The sequence below is a fragment of the Caldalkalibacillus mannanilyticus JCM 10596 genome, from assembly GCF_000615945.1.
GTDB lineage: Bacteria > Bacillota > Bacilli > Caldalkalibacillales > JCM-10596 > Bacillus_AT > Bacillus_AT mannanilyticus.
In genome coordinates this window covers 1-16,837 of the sequence record NZ_BAMO01000026.1, presented here as the reverse complement: position 1 = coordinate 16,837, position 16,837 = coordinate 1, and the positions used below count along the sequence as shown (strand labels likewise).

16 protein-coding genes and 1 pseudogene are annotated in these 16,837 nt (G+C 39.3%); 9 read left to right on the top strand and 8 right to left on the bottom strand.

What is annotated here, in order from left to right:
* Positions 1-4 precede the first annotated feature (4 nt).
* A complete protein-coding gene (locus JCM10596_RS14260; RefSeq protein ID WP_025027712.1) occupies positions 5-211 on the top strand; it encodes a DUF1657 domain-containing protein in 207 nt (68 codons plus the stop codon).
* Here the strand turns inward: JCM10596_RS14260 and pdxR are convergent.
* The gene (gene pdxR / locus JCM10596_RS14255) at positions 208-1,656 is read right to left on the bottom strand and encodes a MocR-like pyridoxine biosynthesis transcription factor PdxR (protein WP_025027711.1); all 1,449 of its coding nucleotides are present in this window, start codon (positions 1,654-1,656) and stop codon (positions 208-210) included. The genes JCM10596_RS14260 and pdxR overlap by 4 nt on opposite strands.
* Positions 1,657-1,817: 161 nt before the next feature.
* Here pdxR and JCM10596_RS14250 point away from each other — a divergent pair, with 161 nt between their 5' ends.
* Both JCM10596_RS14250 and JCM10596_RS14245 read left to right on the top strand, forming a co-directional pair.
* The gene (locus tag JCM10596_RS14250) at positions 1,818-2,741 is read left to right on the top strand and encodes a DMT family transporter (RefSeq protein ID WP_025027710.1); all 924 of its coding nucleotides are present in this window, start codon (positions 1,818-1,820) and stop codon (positions 2,739-2,741) included.
* Between the two features lie 126 nt (positions 2,742-2,867).
* A complete protein-coding gene (locus JCM10596_RS14245) occupies positions 2,868-3,149 on the top strand; it encodes a DUF2325 domain-containing protein (RefSeq protein ID WP_025027709.1) in 282 nt (93 codons plus the stop codon).
* Between the two features lie 107 nt (positions 3,150-3,256).
* On the opposite strand, the gene JCM10596_RS14240 is transcribed toward JCM10596_RS14245, so the two are convergent.
* The gene (locus JCM10596_RS14240) at positions 3,257-3,724 is read right to left on the bottom strand and encodes a DUF441 domain-containing protein (protein ID WP_025027708.1); all 468 of its coding nucleotides are present in this window, start codon (positions 3,722-3,724) and stop codon (positions 3,257-3,259) included.
* 148 nt (positions 3,725-3,872) lie between these two features.
* On the opposite strand from JCM10596_RS14240, the gene JCM10596_RS14235 reads away from it, so the two are divergent.
* Both JCM10596_RS14235 and JCM10596_RS14225 read left to right on the top strand, forming a co-directional pair.
* Positions 3,873-4,385: an NUDIX domain-containing protein gene (locus JCM10596_RS14235; RefSeq protein ID WP_025027707.1), complete on the top strand. Its 513-nt coding sequence runs from the start codon at positions 3,873-3,875 to the stop codon at positions 4,383-4,385.
* Positions 4,386-4,866: 481 nt separating this feature from the next.
* A complete protein-coding gene (locus tag JCM10596_RS14225; RefSeq protein ID WP_034681388.1) occupies positions 4,867-5,679 on the top strand; it encodes a metallophosphoesterase in 813 nt (270 codons plus the stop codon).
* A gap of 60 nt (positions 5,680-5,739) precedes the next feature.
* Here the strand turns inward: JCM10596_RS14225 and JCM10596_RS25660 are convergent, their stop codons facing one another.
* Genes JCM10596_RS25660 through JCM10596_RS14200 form a run of 5 tightly spaced genes read right to left on the bottom strand, consistent with a single transcriptional unit; the run spans position 5,740 to position 11,658 of the window.
* Positions 5,740-6,609 carry a polysaccharide deacetylase family protein gene (locus tag JCM10596_RS25660; RefSeq protein ID WP_025027704.1) on the bottom strand — a complete coding sequence of 290 codons (870 nt, stop codon included), beginning with the start codon at positions 6,607-6,609 and terminating at the stop codon, positions 5,740-5,742.
* A 37-nt stretch (positions 6,610-6,646) separates the two neighbouring features.
* Entirely contained in the window at positions 6,647-7,417 is a 771-nt protein-coding gene (locus JCM10596_RS14215) for a GDSL-type esterase/lipase family protein (RefSeq protein WP_025027703.1), read from the bottom strand.
* Positions 7,392-10,460 carry an efflux RND transporter permease subunit gene (locus JCM10596_RS14210; RefSeq protein WP_025027702.1) on the bottom strand — a complete coding sequence of 1,023 codons (3,069 nt, stop codon included), beginning with the start codon at positions 10,458-10,460 and terminating at the stop codon, positions 7,392-7,394. Before JCM10596_RS14210 ends, JCM10596_RS14215 begins: the two co-directional genes overlap by 26 nt.
* Positions 10,461-10,471: 11 nt before the next feature.
* Positions 10,472-11,191, bottom strand: coding sequence for an efflux RND transporter periplasmic adaptor subunit (locus tag JCM10596_RS14205; protein WP_025027701.1), 720 nt, complete (start codon positions 11,189-11,191; stop codon positions 10,472-10,474).
* 47 nt (positions 11,192-11,238) lie between these two features.
* Positions 11,239-11,658 (bottom strand): efflux RND transporter periplasmic adaptor subunit, encoded by a 420-nt coding sequence (locus JCM10596_RS14200; protein WP_025027700.1) that lies wholly within the window; start codon positions 11,656-11,658, stop codon positions 11,239-11,241.
* Between the two features lie 241 nt (positions 11,659-11,899).
* Here JCM10596_RS14200 and JCM10596_RS14195 point away from each other — a divergent pair, with 241 nt between their 5' ends.
* Positions 11,900-12,502, top strand: a complete 603-nt coding sequence (locus JCM10596_RS14195) for a genetic competence negative regulator (protein WP_025027699.1) — start codon at positions 11,900-11,902, stop codon at positions 12,500-12,502.
* Positions 12,503-12,720: 218 nt separating this feature from the next.
* Positions 12,721-13,995, top strand: a complete 1,275-nt coding sequence (locus JCM10596_RS14190; protein WP_025027698.1) for a Glu/Leu/Phe/Val family dehydrogenase — start codon at positions 12,721-12,723, stop codon at positions 13,993-13,995.
* 158 nt (positions 13,996-14,153) lie between these two features.
* Here JCM10596_RS14190 and JCM10596_RS25655 read toward each other — a convergent pair.
* Positions 14,154-15,127, bottom strand: a pseudogene (locus tag JCM10596_RS25655) (asparaginase).
* An 80-nt stretch (positions 15,128-15,207) separates the two neighbouring features.
* Here JCM10596_RS25655 and prsW point away from each other — a divergent pair.
* Together prsW and JCM10596_RS29230 are read left to right on the top strand one after the other, a co-directional pair.
* The gene (gene prsW / locus JCM10596_RS14180; RefSeq protein ID WP_025027697.1) at positions 15,208-15,879 is read left to right on the top strand and encodes a glutamic-type intramembrane protease PrsW; all 672 of its coding nucleotides are present in this window, start codon (positions 15,208-15,210) and stop codon (positions 15,877-15,879) included.
* A 347-nt stretch (positions 15,880-16,226) separates the two neighbouring features.
* Positions 16,227-16,837, top strand: a 611-nt coding sequence (locus JCM10596_RS29230; protein ID WP_199900142.1) for a peptidoglycan-binding protein, incomplete at its 3' end; no start/stop codon positions are given.

Here is a 16,837-nt window from a genome sequence, read left to right as displayed (position 1 = left end):
TTAAATGACAGTTGCATCACAAATCAAACAAACTCTAGCGGCGTTAAAAGGAGCGCAAGCAACGCTTCAAACCTATGCAGAGCATCATCCCGATCAGAATATTAAAGCAGAATTTAAGAACTGTGAAAATAGGTTAGAGAATATGATTCAAGGGCTTGAAACGAGAATACAACAAATTGAGTTTGAAGAACCGCAATATAAAGGGTACTAATTCCTTTTTCTAATCATTGAATTGATCTGTGTACTTAATATGCTCAATCCTACCTCCATATCTCGTTCGCTGACCAAAGAGTAACTAAGTCGAATATGCTGCTCTTTGGGAACGCTGTGGAAGCAGAAAGCTCCTGGAAGAAAGGATACAGATTCTAGGTTGGCTCTATGCAATAGTTCCATCGTGTCGACTTCGTCAGGTAATCTGAGCCATAGATTAAATCCGCCTCTAGGGATTTGAAACTTGATTGATTGACGAACATCTTGCATGAGATGAGCGATCATTCGATCTCTCCGCAACTGAAGCGCTGTTTTCAGCTTTTCTAGATGATCTCTCATCCTTTTGGTCTGAAGCAAAGGGAGTAACACTTTCTGATTCATCAGTGGACTTCCAATATCTGTACATGCTTTTGCTGAATAGAGTAAATCGAAGAAATGTCCATCTGCAAATAAGGAGCCCATGCGAAGCCCAGGTGCCAACGTTTTACTAAAGCCTTTTAGATAAATGACGTGTCCATTAGAGTCATAATGTTTAATAGGAGGAGGTAATGGCTGATGATCAAAGTAGATTTCACCAAAAGAGTCATCCTCCACAATAATAAATTGATACATTTCAGCAAGCTCCACAAGATCGATCCGCCTTTCTTTACTCATGACCATTCCTGTTGGGTTTTGAAATGTAGGATTTACATAGACAAGCTTTGGAATTTGTTTTTGGCAAATATCTTCAAGGAGATCCATGCGTGGTCCATTCTCATCTAGTGGAAGAGGAATGATATGTAGTCCTTTATTTAGAAAGACATCAATAGCTGCCCCATAACATGGGCTCTCTACAACGACGACATCTCCTTCTTTTAAAAAAGCATGAGCGATCATACTAATCCCTTGTTGAACCCCGCTAGTGATGATACATTGCTTCGGATCTAATTGAATTTGTTGAAAGTGCTTAAGATATTTTGTGATTTCTAACCTTAGTTCCTCATCTCCTTGTACAGAACCATAGGTGGTTAGAATTGCCTTGTTTTTATCAATCATTTTCTTTGTTTCTTCGGCAAGAAAGAAGGAAGGAAGAAGTCCGGGAAAAACGACAGCTTGAGAGAAATCATAAAAAAAGCTTCTTCTATGAGTGAAATACTGTGATCTCATGATATTTGAGTGTATGTTTTTTTGCCATTCATACTTCTTTACGGGAGCTTTCTGTTTTTCTTTCTTGGTTCTCACTTGGGCTCCTTTGCCTTGTCTGATTTCTATATAACCTTGGGCTTCTAACCGTTTATATGCTTTATTTACAGTTAAATAGCTAATCATCAGTTCTTCAGAAAGGGTTCTTAGTGAGGGAAGAGTTTCTCCTTCCTGTAATAAACCTGTCAGGATCTGATTCACAATCTGCGTATAAAGCTGCTCGTAGAGAGGTGTATGTAGGTGTCGATTTAAGTTGAGGTTCATAGGCACAGCCTCCTTATCTAAGGAATGGTTCACTCTTAGTTAATCGGATTTTAGACAAAATGGCAACAAAAAAATGAATGCACTGTTATACCCTCCATTATACTGTTATAAGCTGTTTTCCATATAATCATTTCAACTTCAAATTAGTAAGGAGGATGAATATGATTATTATAAATTATTTGTTGGTCTGTCTTATCTTTGGTACCACGTTTTTTGCCATTAAGGTGGGAATAGAAGCGGGGGCACCCCCACTTTTTTCGGCGGGTCTGCGTTTTTTTATTGCAGGTCTCTTGGTCATTCTGTTCTTTGCTGTACAAAGAAAAAAGTGGGTGTTTCTTTTTGCCTCTAAGCAGGTTCTTTTTATAGGGTTTTGTTTAACTTTTATGACGTTCTCAACTCTGTATTGGGCGGAGCAGTACATAACCTCTGGTCTGGCAGCGGTTCTATCAGCAACAGGACCTATGATGATTCTTTTGATTCAAAGCAGACGTGAACAGCAGAAGGTGAAATTGGAGCAAGCAATCGCTTTACTCATTGGACTAGTGGGCGTATTGTTGATTTCGCTTCCTGGATTACAAGGAGGAGCTTCCTACTTGTGGTTTTTCTCTTGCCTTCTCATCTTGTTTGGAGAATTTTTCTATGGATTAGGGAGTGTGAAATCAAGAGAGGTAGTGAAAGAATATAATCAAGTATCTCCCTTTCTGATTAATGGTGTACAGATGTGTGTAGGTGGACTTATGCTGCTTCTGGTATCTTTCATCGTAGAAACGCCTAGACTTGAAAGCTTTACATCAAGTGGAGCCATAGGTTCAATAGTCTATTTAATTATAGTGGGGTCCATCATGGGACATGGTCTGTATTATTGGTTGATCTCGAAGACGAATCCAGTATTTCCGTCGACATGGTTATATATATCTCCGTTAATTGCCTTAGTGATTGGGTATGTATTCCTGCAAGAGATCATTCGTATTCCCACAGTGGTGGGAGCTTTTCTCATTATTATTGGGGTTGTACTAGCCAATCGAGAAACATTACACCAGCTTATTCAAGACAATAAACTGATGAAGAAGGAGCTGCCATTATAGTTTGTAAGGATCGCAGAAGGGTATAAAAAAATGAAAAAAATCCTCTTAATATATTGACATTGATAATCATTTTCATTTATTATATTAATTGAGAATAGTTTTCAATAGATATCAAGGAGGGTGGATATGAAATCTTTACTTATTGTTGGAGCAGATCATTTGGGAAGTATAGTTGAACAACTAACAACTATTGGAATAAATAAAATATCGCATGTTAGTGGTCGAAAGTGTCAAGCTGTTAAGAGAGGGATTCCTGAAAATGTGGATGCAGTTCTTGTGCTCACGGATTATGTCAATCACAACTTGTCAAAGGTAATTAAACAAAAAGCCAAGGAACAAGCTTTACCCATTTATTTCTCTAAACGTTCATGGTGTTCAATCCATTCCGTATTAACCGCAGATAAATAATCAGTCTTTACATAGTAGAGAGAGCTGGTGTGAAATAACACAGCTCTTTTTTTTGTCACGTTCTAACCATCAAGTGGAGTAAAAACTCCATCAGATGGAAGTCTACTTTATTCTTTTTTCTCATTGTTTCTTCGACCAAAGAATTGTACAAACATCGCAGTGATTCCAGCTGCCATCAAAGGACCTACGGGTAAACCATGAAGAAAAATAATGCCAGCTATACTGCCAATAACTAAACCGATAATCATTTCTGGCTCCACTCTTAATAAAAGCAATCCTTTCTGATTGAGATAAGTAGCTAAGGCACCGCCAGTGAGTCCAACAATTCCGTACCAAGATGTAAATAAGTGTTGAATGTCTTTCCATTTTATTTGGTCAGTGGCAAATGGAATAAGCACAGCAATGGTTAAGAAGAGCAATCCAATTTCTAATCCCCTGCGTTCAATCGTAGGAAAAAAACGATCTAAGGATGTTAACTTGAAAATAAGCAATAAGCTTGCGGCAGTGGAAATAATCGGTGAATTCCCCATAAGACCAATGATGATCAGTAAGACTAATAGTATTTCTCCACTCATTTTGTACGACCCCTTGTCCATAGTAAAATTAGTAGAGGTTATGTTTTTGAATTTAGAATTATGTCTTATTGTGTTAAAATGAATAAACTACGGTCTGATACGCATACTAGATTTTTTGATGGATCATATTCAGAAAAGAGGGGTAGGATTGAATGTAAAATTGACTGGTGAAAAACAGTTTTATCAGTTTATAGGCGCCTATGATCATCAAATTGAACTCACACTATATCCGGAAAAGGAGCTTGATACTATAGGGCATGTTGTCGTCTTGCCTTGGTATAGTGACAAATGGCTTTTTACCGTACATAAAGAAAGAGGAATAGAGTGGCCTGGTGGGAAGGTAGAACAAGGAGAACGTCCCCTTGCTGCGGCTCTGAGAGAATTATATGAGGAAACAGGTGGCTATGCCTCGTCTATTTGGCTTGTAGGATATTATAAAGTTTTTGAGAGTCAACGCCATACTTTCACTAAAAATATCTATGTGGCAAAAATATCAGGTGTCGATCCCGTACCTTTAGCTGATGATGTGGAAAGAGTCGAATTTCTCCCCCTGGACTTTGACCCAAGTGAAAAGGGGTATTCTCCTTTAGTACAGGATCAGGTTTTTCATTTCGTTCGAAAAGAAGTGTTTCCTTCGTTACGAGGTGTAGCCTTTGATTAAAAGTGCTAAATGATTGTCCTTTCTCATAGACTGTAAGGGACAAAGGGTCATGGGAGGGGCGTATATGAAGTTATGGAAGCAATGGGGAGTGTTACTTTTTACTTGGATTTTGGGTACACTTTCAATGAGGGTCTGGCCTACTATCAATTCATTAGATCTTGGGATGAAGCCGGATTTAATGTCCGCGATTCTTTTTAAGCCATTTCACTATCTTACATCGCTTTTATTTCTTATTTTTTTTATTTATTTGGTTTCGTATCTATTACGAAAAATGATTTATGAATGTAAAGTAGCTTTTTTGTTAAAGCGAATACCCTACGAACCCTTTGCTTACTCGGGGGATTGGTTCTGTTATATATCAAAGTATTTCTTTACTTTCCATACTTGATGCTTATTTTATCGGGTGTGATGGCTATTTATGACTTCCTTTCTTATTTACCTAAGAGAAAGGAAGAAGTGACTTACGTGAAAGAGTGATATGATGTTATTAATGATTGCAATTGTATGTATTTTCCTATTTGGATTATTGATCTATATGTGGTACGAAGCAAAAACACTTAAAATAGATCGTCGAGAATTGTATTTGCCAGAATGGCCCCAGGGCTTTGATGGAGTAAAGGTATTATTTCTTAGTGATCTTCATAGTCGTGTCCTGCCTCAATGGGTTAGGGATGAACTGAAACAAGAAAAGGTTGATTTGATTATTATTGGAGGAGATTTGACGGAAAAGGGGGTTCCACTTCAGAAAGTGGAGGACCATATTTCGTTCCTAACTTCTCTTGGTCTAACCTATTTTGTTTGGGGGAATCATGATTATCAAGTAGATTATCGGGAATTAGATTTACTTATGCGTGAAAAGAAAGTAACGGTATTAGATAATAGAGCGGTTTCTTTCGAATCAGGTGGAGATCGATTATGGTTAGTAGGAGTAGATGATGTATCGAAAAACAGAGATAAGCTCCATTTAGCCTTAGCAGATGTAGAACAACCGGGCTATCGACTGCTTCTATCCCATAACCCCATTATTGTAGAGAAAATAAAAGAATCTGACCAAATCCATGGAGTTCTAAGCGGACATACTCATGGCGGTCAGATCTGCCTCCCATTTTTCGGTCCCATTACAGGACATAGAAATTCAGTTGTATCGAAATATGTTTCAGGTGAGTACCATCTCGATGAGGGGAAAATGAGTTTATTTGTCAGTAAAGGAGTAGGTACCTCTCATCTTCCTCTTAGACTCTTAGCTCCTCCTGAGCTTCATATCCTGACCTTAAGGTCAAAATCGGAGAAGTAAACTTGATAAGGGAGCCGAACCATCAGGAGGAGTAAAAACTTCATCTGATGGAAGGCTCCTTTATTTTTCTGGTAAAACCACTTCTGTAGGTAAGACGAAGTGATAACCTTCTTCTTGAAGGGCTTTTAAGATGTTGCCTAAAGCATCAGCTGTGCTTTGTTTATCGTGAAAGAGAATATTATCACCGTTTTTAATGTTAGAGAGGACTTGCTTCGTTATTTCCTTAGGGTCTTTTAATTCCCAGTCCAGCGAACCATTCGACCAGTTCATACTCTGCATGCCTTCTTCTTTTAAGATACGAAGGGACACCTCAGAATTTTGACCAAAGGGAGGCCTAAAGTATTTAGGTTTCTCTCCTAAATGTTTCTCTAAAAAGTCATTAAGTCCTACAATTTCTTCGCGTACTTTCTCCTCACTTTCTTTTCTAATGTAGATATGCCACCATGTGTGATTGCCAATCAGATGTCCTCTCGCTTTTATCTCTTTTAGGAGATCTAGATGAGGCTCTGCATAATGCCCGTTGACAAAGAAAAGTGCTTTTGCTTGGTATTGATCAAGAGTATCTAGAATTTGAGTGGTTGCTTTGGCTGTAGGTGTGTCATCAAATGTTAAGAGAACATATTTTTTGTCTGAGCTTTTTGCGTCTTCTGTGTCATGAACAGGGTGGATCATATACGTTTTTGGATCGACTCTAAACCGTTGATCTGGCTCATCTTCTACTGCTGGAGGAGGCTCTATCTGATTCTCTGTACTTGGTAAACCATGATCCAGCGAATCATAAACAGGTTCGGTGCTATCCTCCGTTTCTTCATTTATAGCAGGCAGAGGAGAAGCCTCTTCATTGGTTGAGTTTTCATTTTGACCAGTACAGGAGATAAGAACAAACGAAAGAAGTAAAACAAAACATAAGTTCAGTATCGTTTTCATCATGTTGAAATCTCCTTCGTTGAGCGTATTTCATTTAACGTTACTTAAGTTCTTGATCGAGATGGAGCGCTTTGGCAAAAGCCTGATGGATCACCTTATATCCACTGTCATTGGGGTGAATATCATTTTTAGCGATATGGGTAAGAGTATTCCCTTTTCCCAGGAAATCTGAATAGACAGAAACGATATGAATATTTGAAAAAGCAGATACTTGTTTGGCTAACTCCTTATTATATATGCTGATTGTAGCTTGACCTATTTCATGCAGGGGGTGACCTGCATCATATGGTGAGTATAAATCCATGACATAGATAGGTACAGTCTTATTCTGTTGACGGATCGTTTGAAAGATTCCCTGTAGCTCTTGACCATATTGTTGAATGGTACTCTGGATTATTTCCGCTTGTAGGTTATTGCTCCTTACGAGTCGAAGGAGATCATTTCCGCCAATCGTCAATGTAATTAAATCAGCTTCTTTTAATTTTTCTTGTACTCCTGCTCCTTGCTGTAAATAAATTTGAAGCTGAGAGCTAGTGATCCCAGGAATCCCATGATTCTCGACATATATTTCTCGATGTAATCTCAGTTGCTTTGTCAACTGCGGAACAAAAGCATTCATACGCAGATAATTGACTTCGGAAGCGCCTAGCCCGGCTGTCAGCGAGTCACCAAGTGCAATATAAGTAAGAGGAGTCTTTTCTTCAGTAGCATGGGTCTGCACCCAGATTTCCTGATGAGAAAATAGAAGGGAGAGGCTCCATATGATGAAGAGGAGCCCTCCGATTCTACTCCATAGCTGTTTTCTTCGCATTTCTTCTCTCTCTCCATTCATCTAACAATTTATAGACTACAGGGATAAAGACTAAGGTGATTAACGTGGCAAAAGAAAGCCCAAAAATAATCACGGTAGCCATGGGGGCTTGAATTTCAGAACCTTCCCCATATCCAAGCATCAAAGGCACTAGAGCTAAGATAGTGGTCAAGGTTGTCATTAAAATTGGGCGTAAACGAATAGGACCTGCTGTTAATAGGGCTTCATCTCGATTCAATCCTTGCTTTCGTAAGGTATTGACATAGTCAATAAAGACAATGGCATTATTGACGACAATTCCGGTTAGGACAAGGATTCCGACCATAGACCCAACTCCTACAGGGCGGAAGGTAATCAGTAAGCCGCTAATAATTCCTATCGCAGTGAGAGGGACAGCGAACATAATGATAAAAGGAAAGAAATAGGATTCAAATTGAGCAGCCATGACCATATAAACCAATACTATTGCTAGTAGTACAGCTCCCGTTAGCTTCATCAATGCATCATTCATTTGTTCATTTTGTCCTCCAAAATGAATACTGTAGCCACTTGGAAGTGGAAGCTCTGCCGCTAGAATTTCACGTATTTCATCGATTGTAGAGCCAAGATCACGATTCAAAAGCTGTGCATTGACAGCTACTTCTCTTATTCGATTCACTCTTTTAATCGAATGGGGACTGATTTCCTCAGTGAAATCAACTAACACCTCTAAGGGAACATTCATGCCTAAAGGAGAGGCGATTTCTAGAGATTTTAGATAATCCATCTGTGCCTGAGCGGATGGTGTATAGAGAAGTCTAATATCTATTTCATTTCCTCCTTGACTCAGGCGGGATGCCACCATTCCTTCTAGAGATTCTCTAATGATGCTGGCTACCTGAATACTAGAAATTCCATATTGTGCTGCTTTCATTCGATTGATTTTGGCTTGAATTTCTCGTTGTCCTGTCGTGAAGTCACTTGTTGGCTCACGAACTCCTTCAACATTTTGAATGATCGAGGTGACTTCATGTGCCAGAGATTCTAATACTTTCACATCAGGACCTCGTACGCTCAAGTGGATCGCACTTCCGCCAAAGCCTGAATCACCAGTTGAAACATTGACTCTTACATCTGGCAGGTCATTGAGCAAGTGTCTAATTTCTTCAGCTACTTCTTTGTCTGACCGATTTCGCTCACCTAGAGGAACGAGCTGTAAATTATAATTCGCTCTGTTGGTTAGTGAACCAGCCGATAACTGAAATTGCCCGGCTCCACCAACATTAACATAGATATTTTTGATTTCAGGCACTTGATTAAGCCGCTGGTCTACTTCTTGAGAGAGCTCTATCGTATGATCCAATGAGCTTCCAACAGGCAAGCGAACATCAAGATAAACAATACTCTGATCTTGTTCAGGTAAGAATTCACGACCAATAAATAAGATTCCTGATAGGCTCGTTAAAAAAAGGAGTACGACGGTTGTAATTACTTTTTTAGGGTTTTTTAAAGCCCAAGCGAGTAGTTGTTTATATTTATTTTGAACTCCTTCATAGGCTTTTTGAAAAGTAGAGCTTTTCTCCTCTTCTTCAATGTAAATTAATTTTGAAGAGAGCAAGGGAACGATAATTAATGATGTGAATAGAGAAGCAAGTAAAGCATAGGTCACACTTAGAGCAAGTGGAGTAAATAATTGTGCTGCCAATCCTTCGACGAAGAGAATGGGTAGAAAAACAATGACGGTTGTAATCGTTGAGGCAAAAACAGCGGGTCCAACCTCACTCGTTCCTTTGACTGCCGCTTCTTTTAACGAAGCTCCTTGTTGTCGATAGCGATAAATGTTCTCAATGATGACAATTGAATTATCTACCATCATTCCAACCCCTAGTGCTAATCCCCCAAGCGTAAGCAGGTTAAGGGTTTGATTGGTAAAATACATAAAAATAAAGGTTGTCACAATAGAGATGGGGATCGCAAAGGCAACAATAAGAGTTGAACGGAAATTCTGCAAAAAGAGAAACAGAATAATTCCGGCTAAAAGGCTACCAATAAGCATATTGATGGATACGGTCCGAATCGATTGCTTAATATATAACGATTGATCGAATATGGGTTCAATCGACACATCGGCAGGTAATTCCGCTCTCAATTCTTCAATGACTTTATTTACTTGATTTGCGACATTGACGGTATTGGCATCAGTTTGTTTCTGGATGGTGATTCCAACACTATCCTCCCCATTTAAAAAGCTGACCATGGTTGTTGCTTTGAACGTTTCTTCAATTTTGGCTAAAGTGGATAGTGGAATAATTTCTCCCTTGCCCGTTGGAACTTGTATCTGCTCAATATCTTGAATGCTTTGAAATTGACCTATGATTCGCAGGGGAACGTCTAACTGGTTGTCATGGATGAGTCCACCAGGAAGATTAATGTTTTCACCCGCTAAGATCTGCTGAATCGTTTGAAGTGAAAGCTGATGTTCTCTTAGCAAACGAGGATCAAAGGTAAGTTGAATTTCTGTTTCTCTGCCGCCTTCGACATTGACTGCTGCGATTCCATTCAAGGGCTCTAATCGAGGCTTGATCCTATTTTCAGCCAATCTTTTTGTTTCTACAATATCGTAAGAGGGGCTTGAAATGGCCAACTGAATGATAGGAAGCATTCGCGGATCAAATTTAAGCACCATGGGTAATGGAACATCGTTAGGGAGGCTTTCACGAATCATATCGATACGTTCCCTGATTTGTAACGTGGCAAAATTCATATCTGTTCCCCAGTCAAATTGGACAATGAGCAAAGCTCCCCCAAGCCGCGAGGTCGAGTTAATACTTTCAACATTAGGAATGGTTCCCACGATATTTTCCAAGGGGCCAACGATCAAAGCTTCAATTTCTTCAGGTCCTATCCCTGGATAGCTGGCAGTGATCGCCGCAATAGGAAATTCAAGCTCAGGAAATAAATCGACAGTTAGGCCATTAAGAGAAACCAGACCAATGACTAGAATAAAAAAGATGACCATTGACATGGCTACAGGACGATAAACGGATAATTTAGCTAGGTTCATAACTCATCAACTCACTTTTGAATGTAGACTAGACGTCCTTCAGTTAATCTTTCACGGCCCATGGTAATCACAGGATCCTGCTCATCAAGTCCACTTAATACGACATAATGGCTTTGATTTCTTTCCCCTAATTGAACTTCTTTTTTTACTGCTTTTTGCTCCTGAACCAAATAGACAAAGGATTTTTCATCCTCAAAAAAAACAGCTTGTACAGGAATTAATAATGCCTCTTCCATAACAAGGGTTTCCAGTTGAACAGTAGCTAACTGTCCAGGAAAGAGCCTTCTTTCTTGGTTATCAAGGATGATTTGTGCTTGATATAGGGGACTTTGCGGTCCAATTCCTGGAGATAAATAATCTAAGGAGGCTTCAAGGGCTTCATTGGCTCCTTCAATGAGAACAGAAGCTTTTTGTCCTTGCTGGAGCTGTCCTATTTGTGTACTGCCAACCTGTAGTTCAATGACAATTTGATCTAAATTAGAGATTTGCAATATAGGATAATTTGGGACAGCGACTCCTTTTGCTTCAATATTCCTGAGAGTGATAACGCCATCAAATGGAGCTTTGATGGTTAGCCTTTGAATCGATTCCTCTGCCATACGAATTTGAGTTCTTGCCTGTTCTACCTGTAATTCCAATTGAGCAGGTTGAAGAGCACTCATATCTGGCAGGTTTTGCATTTGATTCTGCCTCACAAGTAATTGGGTGCTTGCTTGCAGCAAATCAAGCATGGTAACAGCTCCAGTTTGGGAGCCTTCTATTAAGGCTTGAGCCCTTCTTACGGATTCCTCCGATTCTTGCTGTATGGCTCTGTTTGCTCCAAAGCTTGTTGTTGCAGAGCTTGGAGATCCTTAACGTTCTTTTCTAAAGTGGCTAATTGCTTTCTGGCTTCTGTTAATTGCTGTTGAGCTTCTTCATCATCAAACAGAAGAAGGGATGCCCCCTCTTTTACCTCATCTCCAATTTGAACATAGATTTCTTTTACCATTAATGGAGAAGGAGCGATGATCGGGAAGTCGATTCTGCTTTTCGTCCGCCCAGCCAATTCTACGTGTTGAGAAAAGGTTCCACGAATAGCTTCTTCGATCCTTACAGGAACCCTATCTTCAGTATCTTGGGACTCTAGGGGTTTAGTTGTACAACCACTTATCATAACAACAGCAAGGAAAAGGAAGAAGAATTTCGAATAAGTTCTCACGGCGATCACCCCAAAAATTTAAAAGTTTTAGTTGTAAATCAATATATTAAATGTACCATGTAAAATTTATTAAGCCAAAGATAAGCTCATGTAAATAATTGATAGTATTACCAAAATGCATTTTTATTTTCATATAACTTCAAATATGATAAAGTAATAATAATAGAATAGATTATTTTAACCAAACAACTGGTTCAAACATATAGTAAAGTACCAGTTGAGTGGCGAGGGAGGGTCATTCATGAGACTTGAACGCCTTAATCCAGACAAGATTAGGATCTTTCTTACATTTGATGATTTGGTTGAGCGGGGGATCAGCAAAGAGGATATGTGGCAAGACATTCCCAAAGTACATGAATTATTTAACGATATGATGGATCAGGCATACCAAGAATTAGATTTTGAAGTGTCAGGTCCAGTAGCCGTTGAAGTATTTAATTTACCCGCACAAGGAATGGTCGTCATAGTCACTAGAGGGAAAGGTTCATTTGACTCTTCTGAGGATGATCATGAGGAGCATGATGATTTCTACGAACTAGAAGTGACACTTGATGAAAGTGATGATGTACTTTTTTGTTTTAAGGAACTTGAAGATGTCATTCAATTAGCCCATAAATTAAATTCCTTCCTGCAAGAGGAGGGCAAACTATATCAATATAATGATCGTTATTTTCTGCTTTTCGAGGATCTGATATTAGATGATAGCGAATACGAATTAACCATTGCGTTATTATCTGAATTTGCTGAGCCTTCTATGTTGAGTAAGTACATTTTAGACGAATATGGTCATAAAATTATTGAAAATAACGCGATTCAAGTGCTTTGTCAACACTTCAAATTATAGAATTATGATATGGAATGCAGGGTAACTCTCTTTGTTAAAGAGAGTTTTTTTTGTTTATCAAGCTTAAACCATCAGGTGGAGTAAAAACTCCATCTGAAGAAAGTCTACTTTATCAAAAACTTGTAGGTAATTTGAATACAAAAATCTTTGCATGTGTCCTTCAGGTGGGTGTATACTAACACTGAATGAAGGACATCAGATTAAAGGTGGTTAATGTTATGGGAGAAAAACATGAAGAGTCAAATCAGACAATGGAGAATCTAAACGTCCTCCAATCAACGCAAGCTGTTATCAGGGAGGCTTTAGATAAGCTGGGTTATCCAGAGTCAGTTTATGAACTAATGAAAGAACCGCTAAGAATGCTGACAGTACGTATTCCGGTACGAATGGATGATGAGTCTGTCAAAATATTTACTGGATTTAGAGCACAACATAATGATGCAGTAGGTCCCACTAAGGGAGGGATTCGTTTTCATCCTGATGTAACTGAGGACGAAGTGAAAGCGTTATCAATATGGATGAGCTTAAAATCTGGAATTGTTGACTTGCCTTATGGAGGAGGAAAAGGCGGGATTATTTGTGATCCACGTGAAATGTCTTTTCGTGAATTAGAGCGTCTTAGTAGGGGATATGTTCGTGCTGTGAGTCAAATTGTGGGACCTTCGAAGGATATTCCAGCACCTGATGTATTCACAAATTCACAGATCATGGCTTGGATGATGGATGAGTATAGTCGAATTAAAGAGTTTGATTCTCCAGGTTTTATTACAGGAAAACCTCTGGTGTTAGGTGGCTCACATGGAAGAGAAACAGCAACAGCAAAAGGAGTAACCATTTGCATACGGGAAGCGGCAAAGAAGAAGGGCATTGAGTTAAAAGGGGCGCGTGTCATTATTCAGGGCTTCGGAAATGCAGGGAGCTTCCTCGCTAAATTCATGCATGATGCTGGCGCCAATGTTATCGGGATTTCGGACGCTTATGCGGCACTCTATGATCCTAATGGACTTGATATCGAGTACCTATTAGATCGTCGTGATTCCTTTGGAACAGTAACGAAGCTGTTCAAAAACACAATTACCAATGCGGAGCTCTTAGAATCTGAATGTGATATCTTAGTTCCTGCTGCTATAGAAAATCAAATAACGGCAAAGAATGCTCACCAAATTAAGGCAGATATCATCGTTGAGGCAGCTAATGGTCCAACGACCAATGAAGCAACGAAGATTCTGACAGAAAGAGGAGTACTCATTGTTCCAGATGTATTAGCAAGTGCCGGTGGAGTCACCGTTTCATACTTTGAGTGGGTTCAAAATAATCAGGGCTACTACTGGTCAGAAGAGGAAGTAGAAAGAAAGCTGGAAGATATTTTGGTTAAATCGTTTGAGAATGTATACCAAACCGCTAAATCAAGGAAGATTGATATGCGTCTAGCAGCCTACATGGTTGGGGTACGAAAAGCTGCCGAAGCATCAAGATTCAGAGGATGGGTCTAGAGGAAAAACACATCCTTCTAACCATCAGGTGGAGTAAGAACTCCGTCTGCTAGAAGTCTATTCTATATACCTAAACATTAAGCGTGATGAAGACTGATTTGTTCGATATTCCTAGGATAATCATTCTTATCACGCTACTTTATTTTTGCTGTCAGACTTTAGCGATCAAAAATCTCTTGAAGCTTTTCTAAGTCAGACGTCACTTCTAAGGCTACCATAAGTTTTAAACGTGCTTTTTGACCGTTTAGACCATTGGAAAAAAGAACGCCCATATTTTTTAAGTGCTTTCCGCCTCCCGCATAATCATAATTACTCTCTACAATTCCATTAAAGCAGCGAGAAACGAGAACGATGGGAACCTTTTTTTCAGTTAATTTAGTCAAAGCAGGTAAAATACTTGGAGGAAGGTTTCCCTGTCCAAATGCTTCGATAATAAGTCCATCTACCCATAGGTGACGAGAGATTCAACCCATTCGTTATCCATTCCTGCATAAGCTTTAAGCAGCATCACTTTCTTCTCAAGTTTTGTTACACAATAATGATCTCGTACGATTGGAGTGTGGTGAAAGCTGACTCTTTTTTTTGTTGTCATCCCGATTGGGCCGTATTGTGGTGATTGAAAGGTGCTAATATTACTTGTATGTGTTTTTGTCACATTTTTGGCTGTGTGGATTTCATCGTTAAAGACAACTAAGACCCCTTTTCCTTTTGCTTCTTCGGTTGTAGCCACTCTAACGGATTGTAGCAGATTTAGCGGGCCATCTGCGCCAATCTCATTACTGCTTCTCATGGCTCCAGTAATAATAATAGGTTTTTCAGACTGAATCAACAGATCAAGCACATAGGCAGTTTCTTCAAGGGTGTCTGTTCCATGAGTCAGCACAACTCCATCTAAAGCAGGTTCAGCTAATCGACTTTCTACTTTTTTGGCAAGTTCAAACATAATATGAGGTGTCATATGGGGAGAGGGGATATTGGCATAATTGTCCACAGTAATATCTGCATGAGGTTCTAAAATATGTATGACGTCATTTAGAGGATTTGTTGATGAAGGCTTGACAGAGCCAGTCTGCTCGTCTTCGCTCATCGCAATAGTACCCCCTGTATGAATAACAAGTATCTTTTTTTTCATTTGTTCCTCCGAAATTTTTAATTTTCAAAACGGTAGTACCATGTTACCATGAAACTAAAAGAGGAGAAAAGAGGAAGGTAATGATTAATATCATTATGGCTGCAATCGCTCCGGGTATCGCCTTACTCAGTTTTTTTTATTTAAAAAAGAAATATGATCACGGTCCCATTATGATGGTTATAAGGGTGTTTTTATTCGGTGTCCTCCTTGTGTTTCCGACGATGGTTTTACAATATACACTAAAAGAAGGATTAGAACTAACTCCCATTGCCCAATCATTTTTTATTGCTGCTATGCTTGAGGAGTTTCTAAAATGGTTTGTCCTGTTTTTTATTGCTATTCCTAACGTGGAAATGGAAGAAAGGTATGATGGAATCATCTATAGTACAGCTGTTAGTCTTGGGTTTGCCACACTTGAAAACATGATGTATCTATGGTTTTATGGAGTTCAGGAAGCTCTGATGCGTGCCTTACTCCCCGTTTCAAGTCATGCATTATTTGGTGTGATTATGGGATATTATATAGGAAAAGCCATGTTCGCAGAGCAAAGAATGAAGAAGAAGTGGTTGCTCTATTCACTGTTCATTCCTATTTTTTTGCATGGCATATATAACTATCTGTTAGTGATAGGGAGTGGCCGTTGGTTATGGCTGATGATTCCTTTCATGCTGACTTTATGGTGGTATGGATTAAATAAAGTAAGAAAAGCGGCTCATGATCAGCATGCCTCATCCACATATTCGCCCTTCTAAAAATAAGCTGGAGTGGTAATACTATGATCATTGAAGAACATTGATTATGGGAGGCGTTATGAAGTCAGAGCGTTTAAAAGTATTTATTGTGTGTAACGATTGTGGAGAAAGGTTTACCTTACGTGGGAAGAAAGATCCCAAAGGGGAGCTTAACACTGGATTTAAAAGATGTTTGTGTGACAATGAAAATAACTTTTCTGTAAGAACGGAAGAACTAATGTGAATATGAATTTCACGAATAGCTGGGAAAAGAATCTTTTATAGATTCTTTTCCCTTTTTTGTATAAATCATAAATGATGGTAGAAAAATACCACTACGAGGGAAAATGAAAAGGAGGTATTTCTACATGTTTAACATCCTACAGAGTGACAGATTAAAAAAGTGTACTATCACCTTCATAGTTATCACTATATTGTTTTCCATTTTTCCTATACAAACAGAGGCTTTTAGCCCTCAAGTGATACAGAGAGGGGCTACAGGAGACGATGTGATAGAGCTCCAATCCAGATTGCAATATGTTGGATATTACAAAGGGAAAATTGATGGAGTTTTTGGTTGGGGTACTTACTGGGCAGTACGCAATTACCAGAATGATTATGGACTTGGTATAGATGGCCTAGTTGGTACTGAAATGAAAAGGAAATTAGAAAAAACAACCGAATACGACAAGGCTTATGTTTATGGAAAGATAGAGCAAGGCAAAAAATTTGATACGTATGGTAAGACCGGCAGAGGTCCTCAACCAGACTGGCCACCTCCGGGTCAACGTGATTCTGGCAATCGTCAATCACCTAAAAAAGATCAGCAGCCTCAAGGTCAAGCCCCAGGCACTGGTTTTCAAGGATATGCGAAACAACAGGGCACACCTGGAGCAGGAGGAGCAGGAACGCCGCCGCCAGGAACACCTGAACCAGGTGGGGCAGGAAGCCCACCAGCAGGAACACCTGAAGGAGCGGG

Bases quoted from the DNA above. Each gene is read 5' to 3' on its own strand.
- JCM10596_RS14260 (WP_025027712.1), top strand. From the start codon at position 5: ATGACAGTTGCATCACAAATCAAACAAACTCTAGCGGCGTTAAAAGGA.
- pdxR (WP_025027711.1), bottom strand. From the start codon at position 1,656: ATGAACCTCAACTTAAATCGACACCTACATACACCTCTCTACGAGCAG.
- JCM10596_RS14250 (WP_025027710.1), top strand. From the start codon at position 1,818: ATGATTATTATAAATTATTTGTTGGTCTGTCTTATCTTTGGTACCACG.
- JCM10596_RS14245 (WP_025027709.1), top strand. From the start codon at position 2,868: ATGAAATCTTTACTTATTGTTGGAGCAGATCATTTGGGAAGTATAGTT.
- JCM10596_RS14240 (WP_025027708.1), bottom strand. From the start codon at position 3,724: ATGAGTGGAGAAATACTATTAGTCTTACTGATCATCATTGGTCTTATG.
- JCM10596_RS14225 (WP_034681388.1), top strand. From the start codon at position 4,867: ATGTTATTAATGATTGCAATTGTATGTATTTTCCTATTTGGATTATTG.
- JCM10596_RS25660 (WP_025027704.1), bottom strand. From the start codon at position 6,609: ATGATGAAAACGATACTGAACTTATGTTTTGTTTTACTTCTTTCGTTT.
- JCM10596_RS14215 (WP_025027703.1), bottom strand. From the start codon at position 7,417: ATGCGAAGAAAACAGCTATGGAGTAGAATCGGAGGGCTCCTCTTCATC.
- JCM10596_RS14210 (WP_025027702.1), bottom strand. From the start codon at position 10,460: ATGAACCTAGCTAAATTATCCGTTTATCGTCCTGTAGCCATGTCAATG.
- JCM10596_RS14205 (WP_025027701.1), bottom strand. From the start codon at position 11,191: ATGCTTGATTTGCTGCAAGCAAGCACCCAATTACTTGTGAGGCAGAAT.
- JCM10596_RS14195 (WP_025027699.1), top strand. From the start codon at position 11,900: ATGAGACTTGAACGCCTTAATCCAGACAAGATTAGGATCTTTCTTACA.
- JCM10596_RS14190 (WP_025027698.1), top strand. From the start codon at position 12,721: ATGGGAGAAAAACATGAAGAGTCAAATCAGACAATGGAGAATCTAAAC.
- prsW (WP_025027697.1), top strand. From the start codon at position 15,208: ATGATTAATATCATTATGGCTGCAATCGCTCCGGGTATCGCCTTACTC.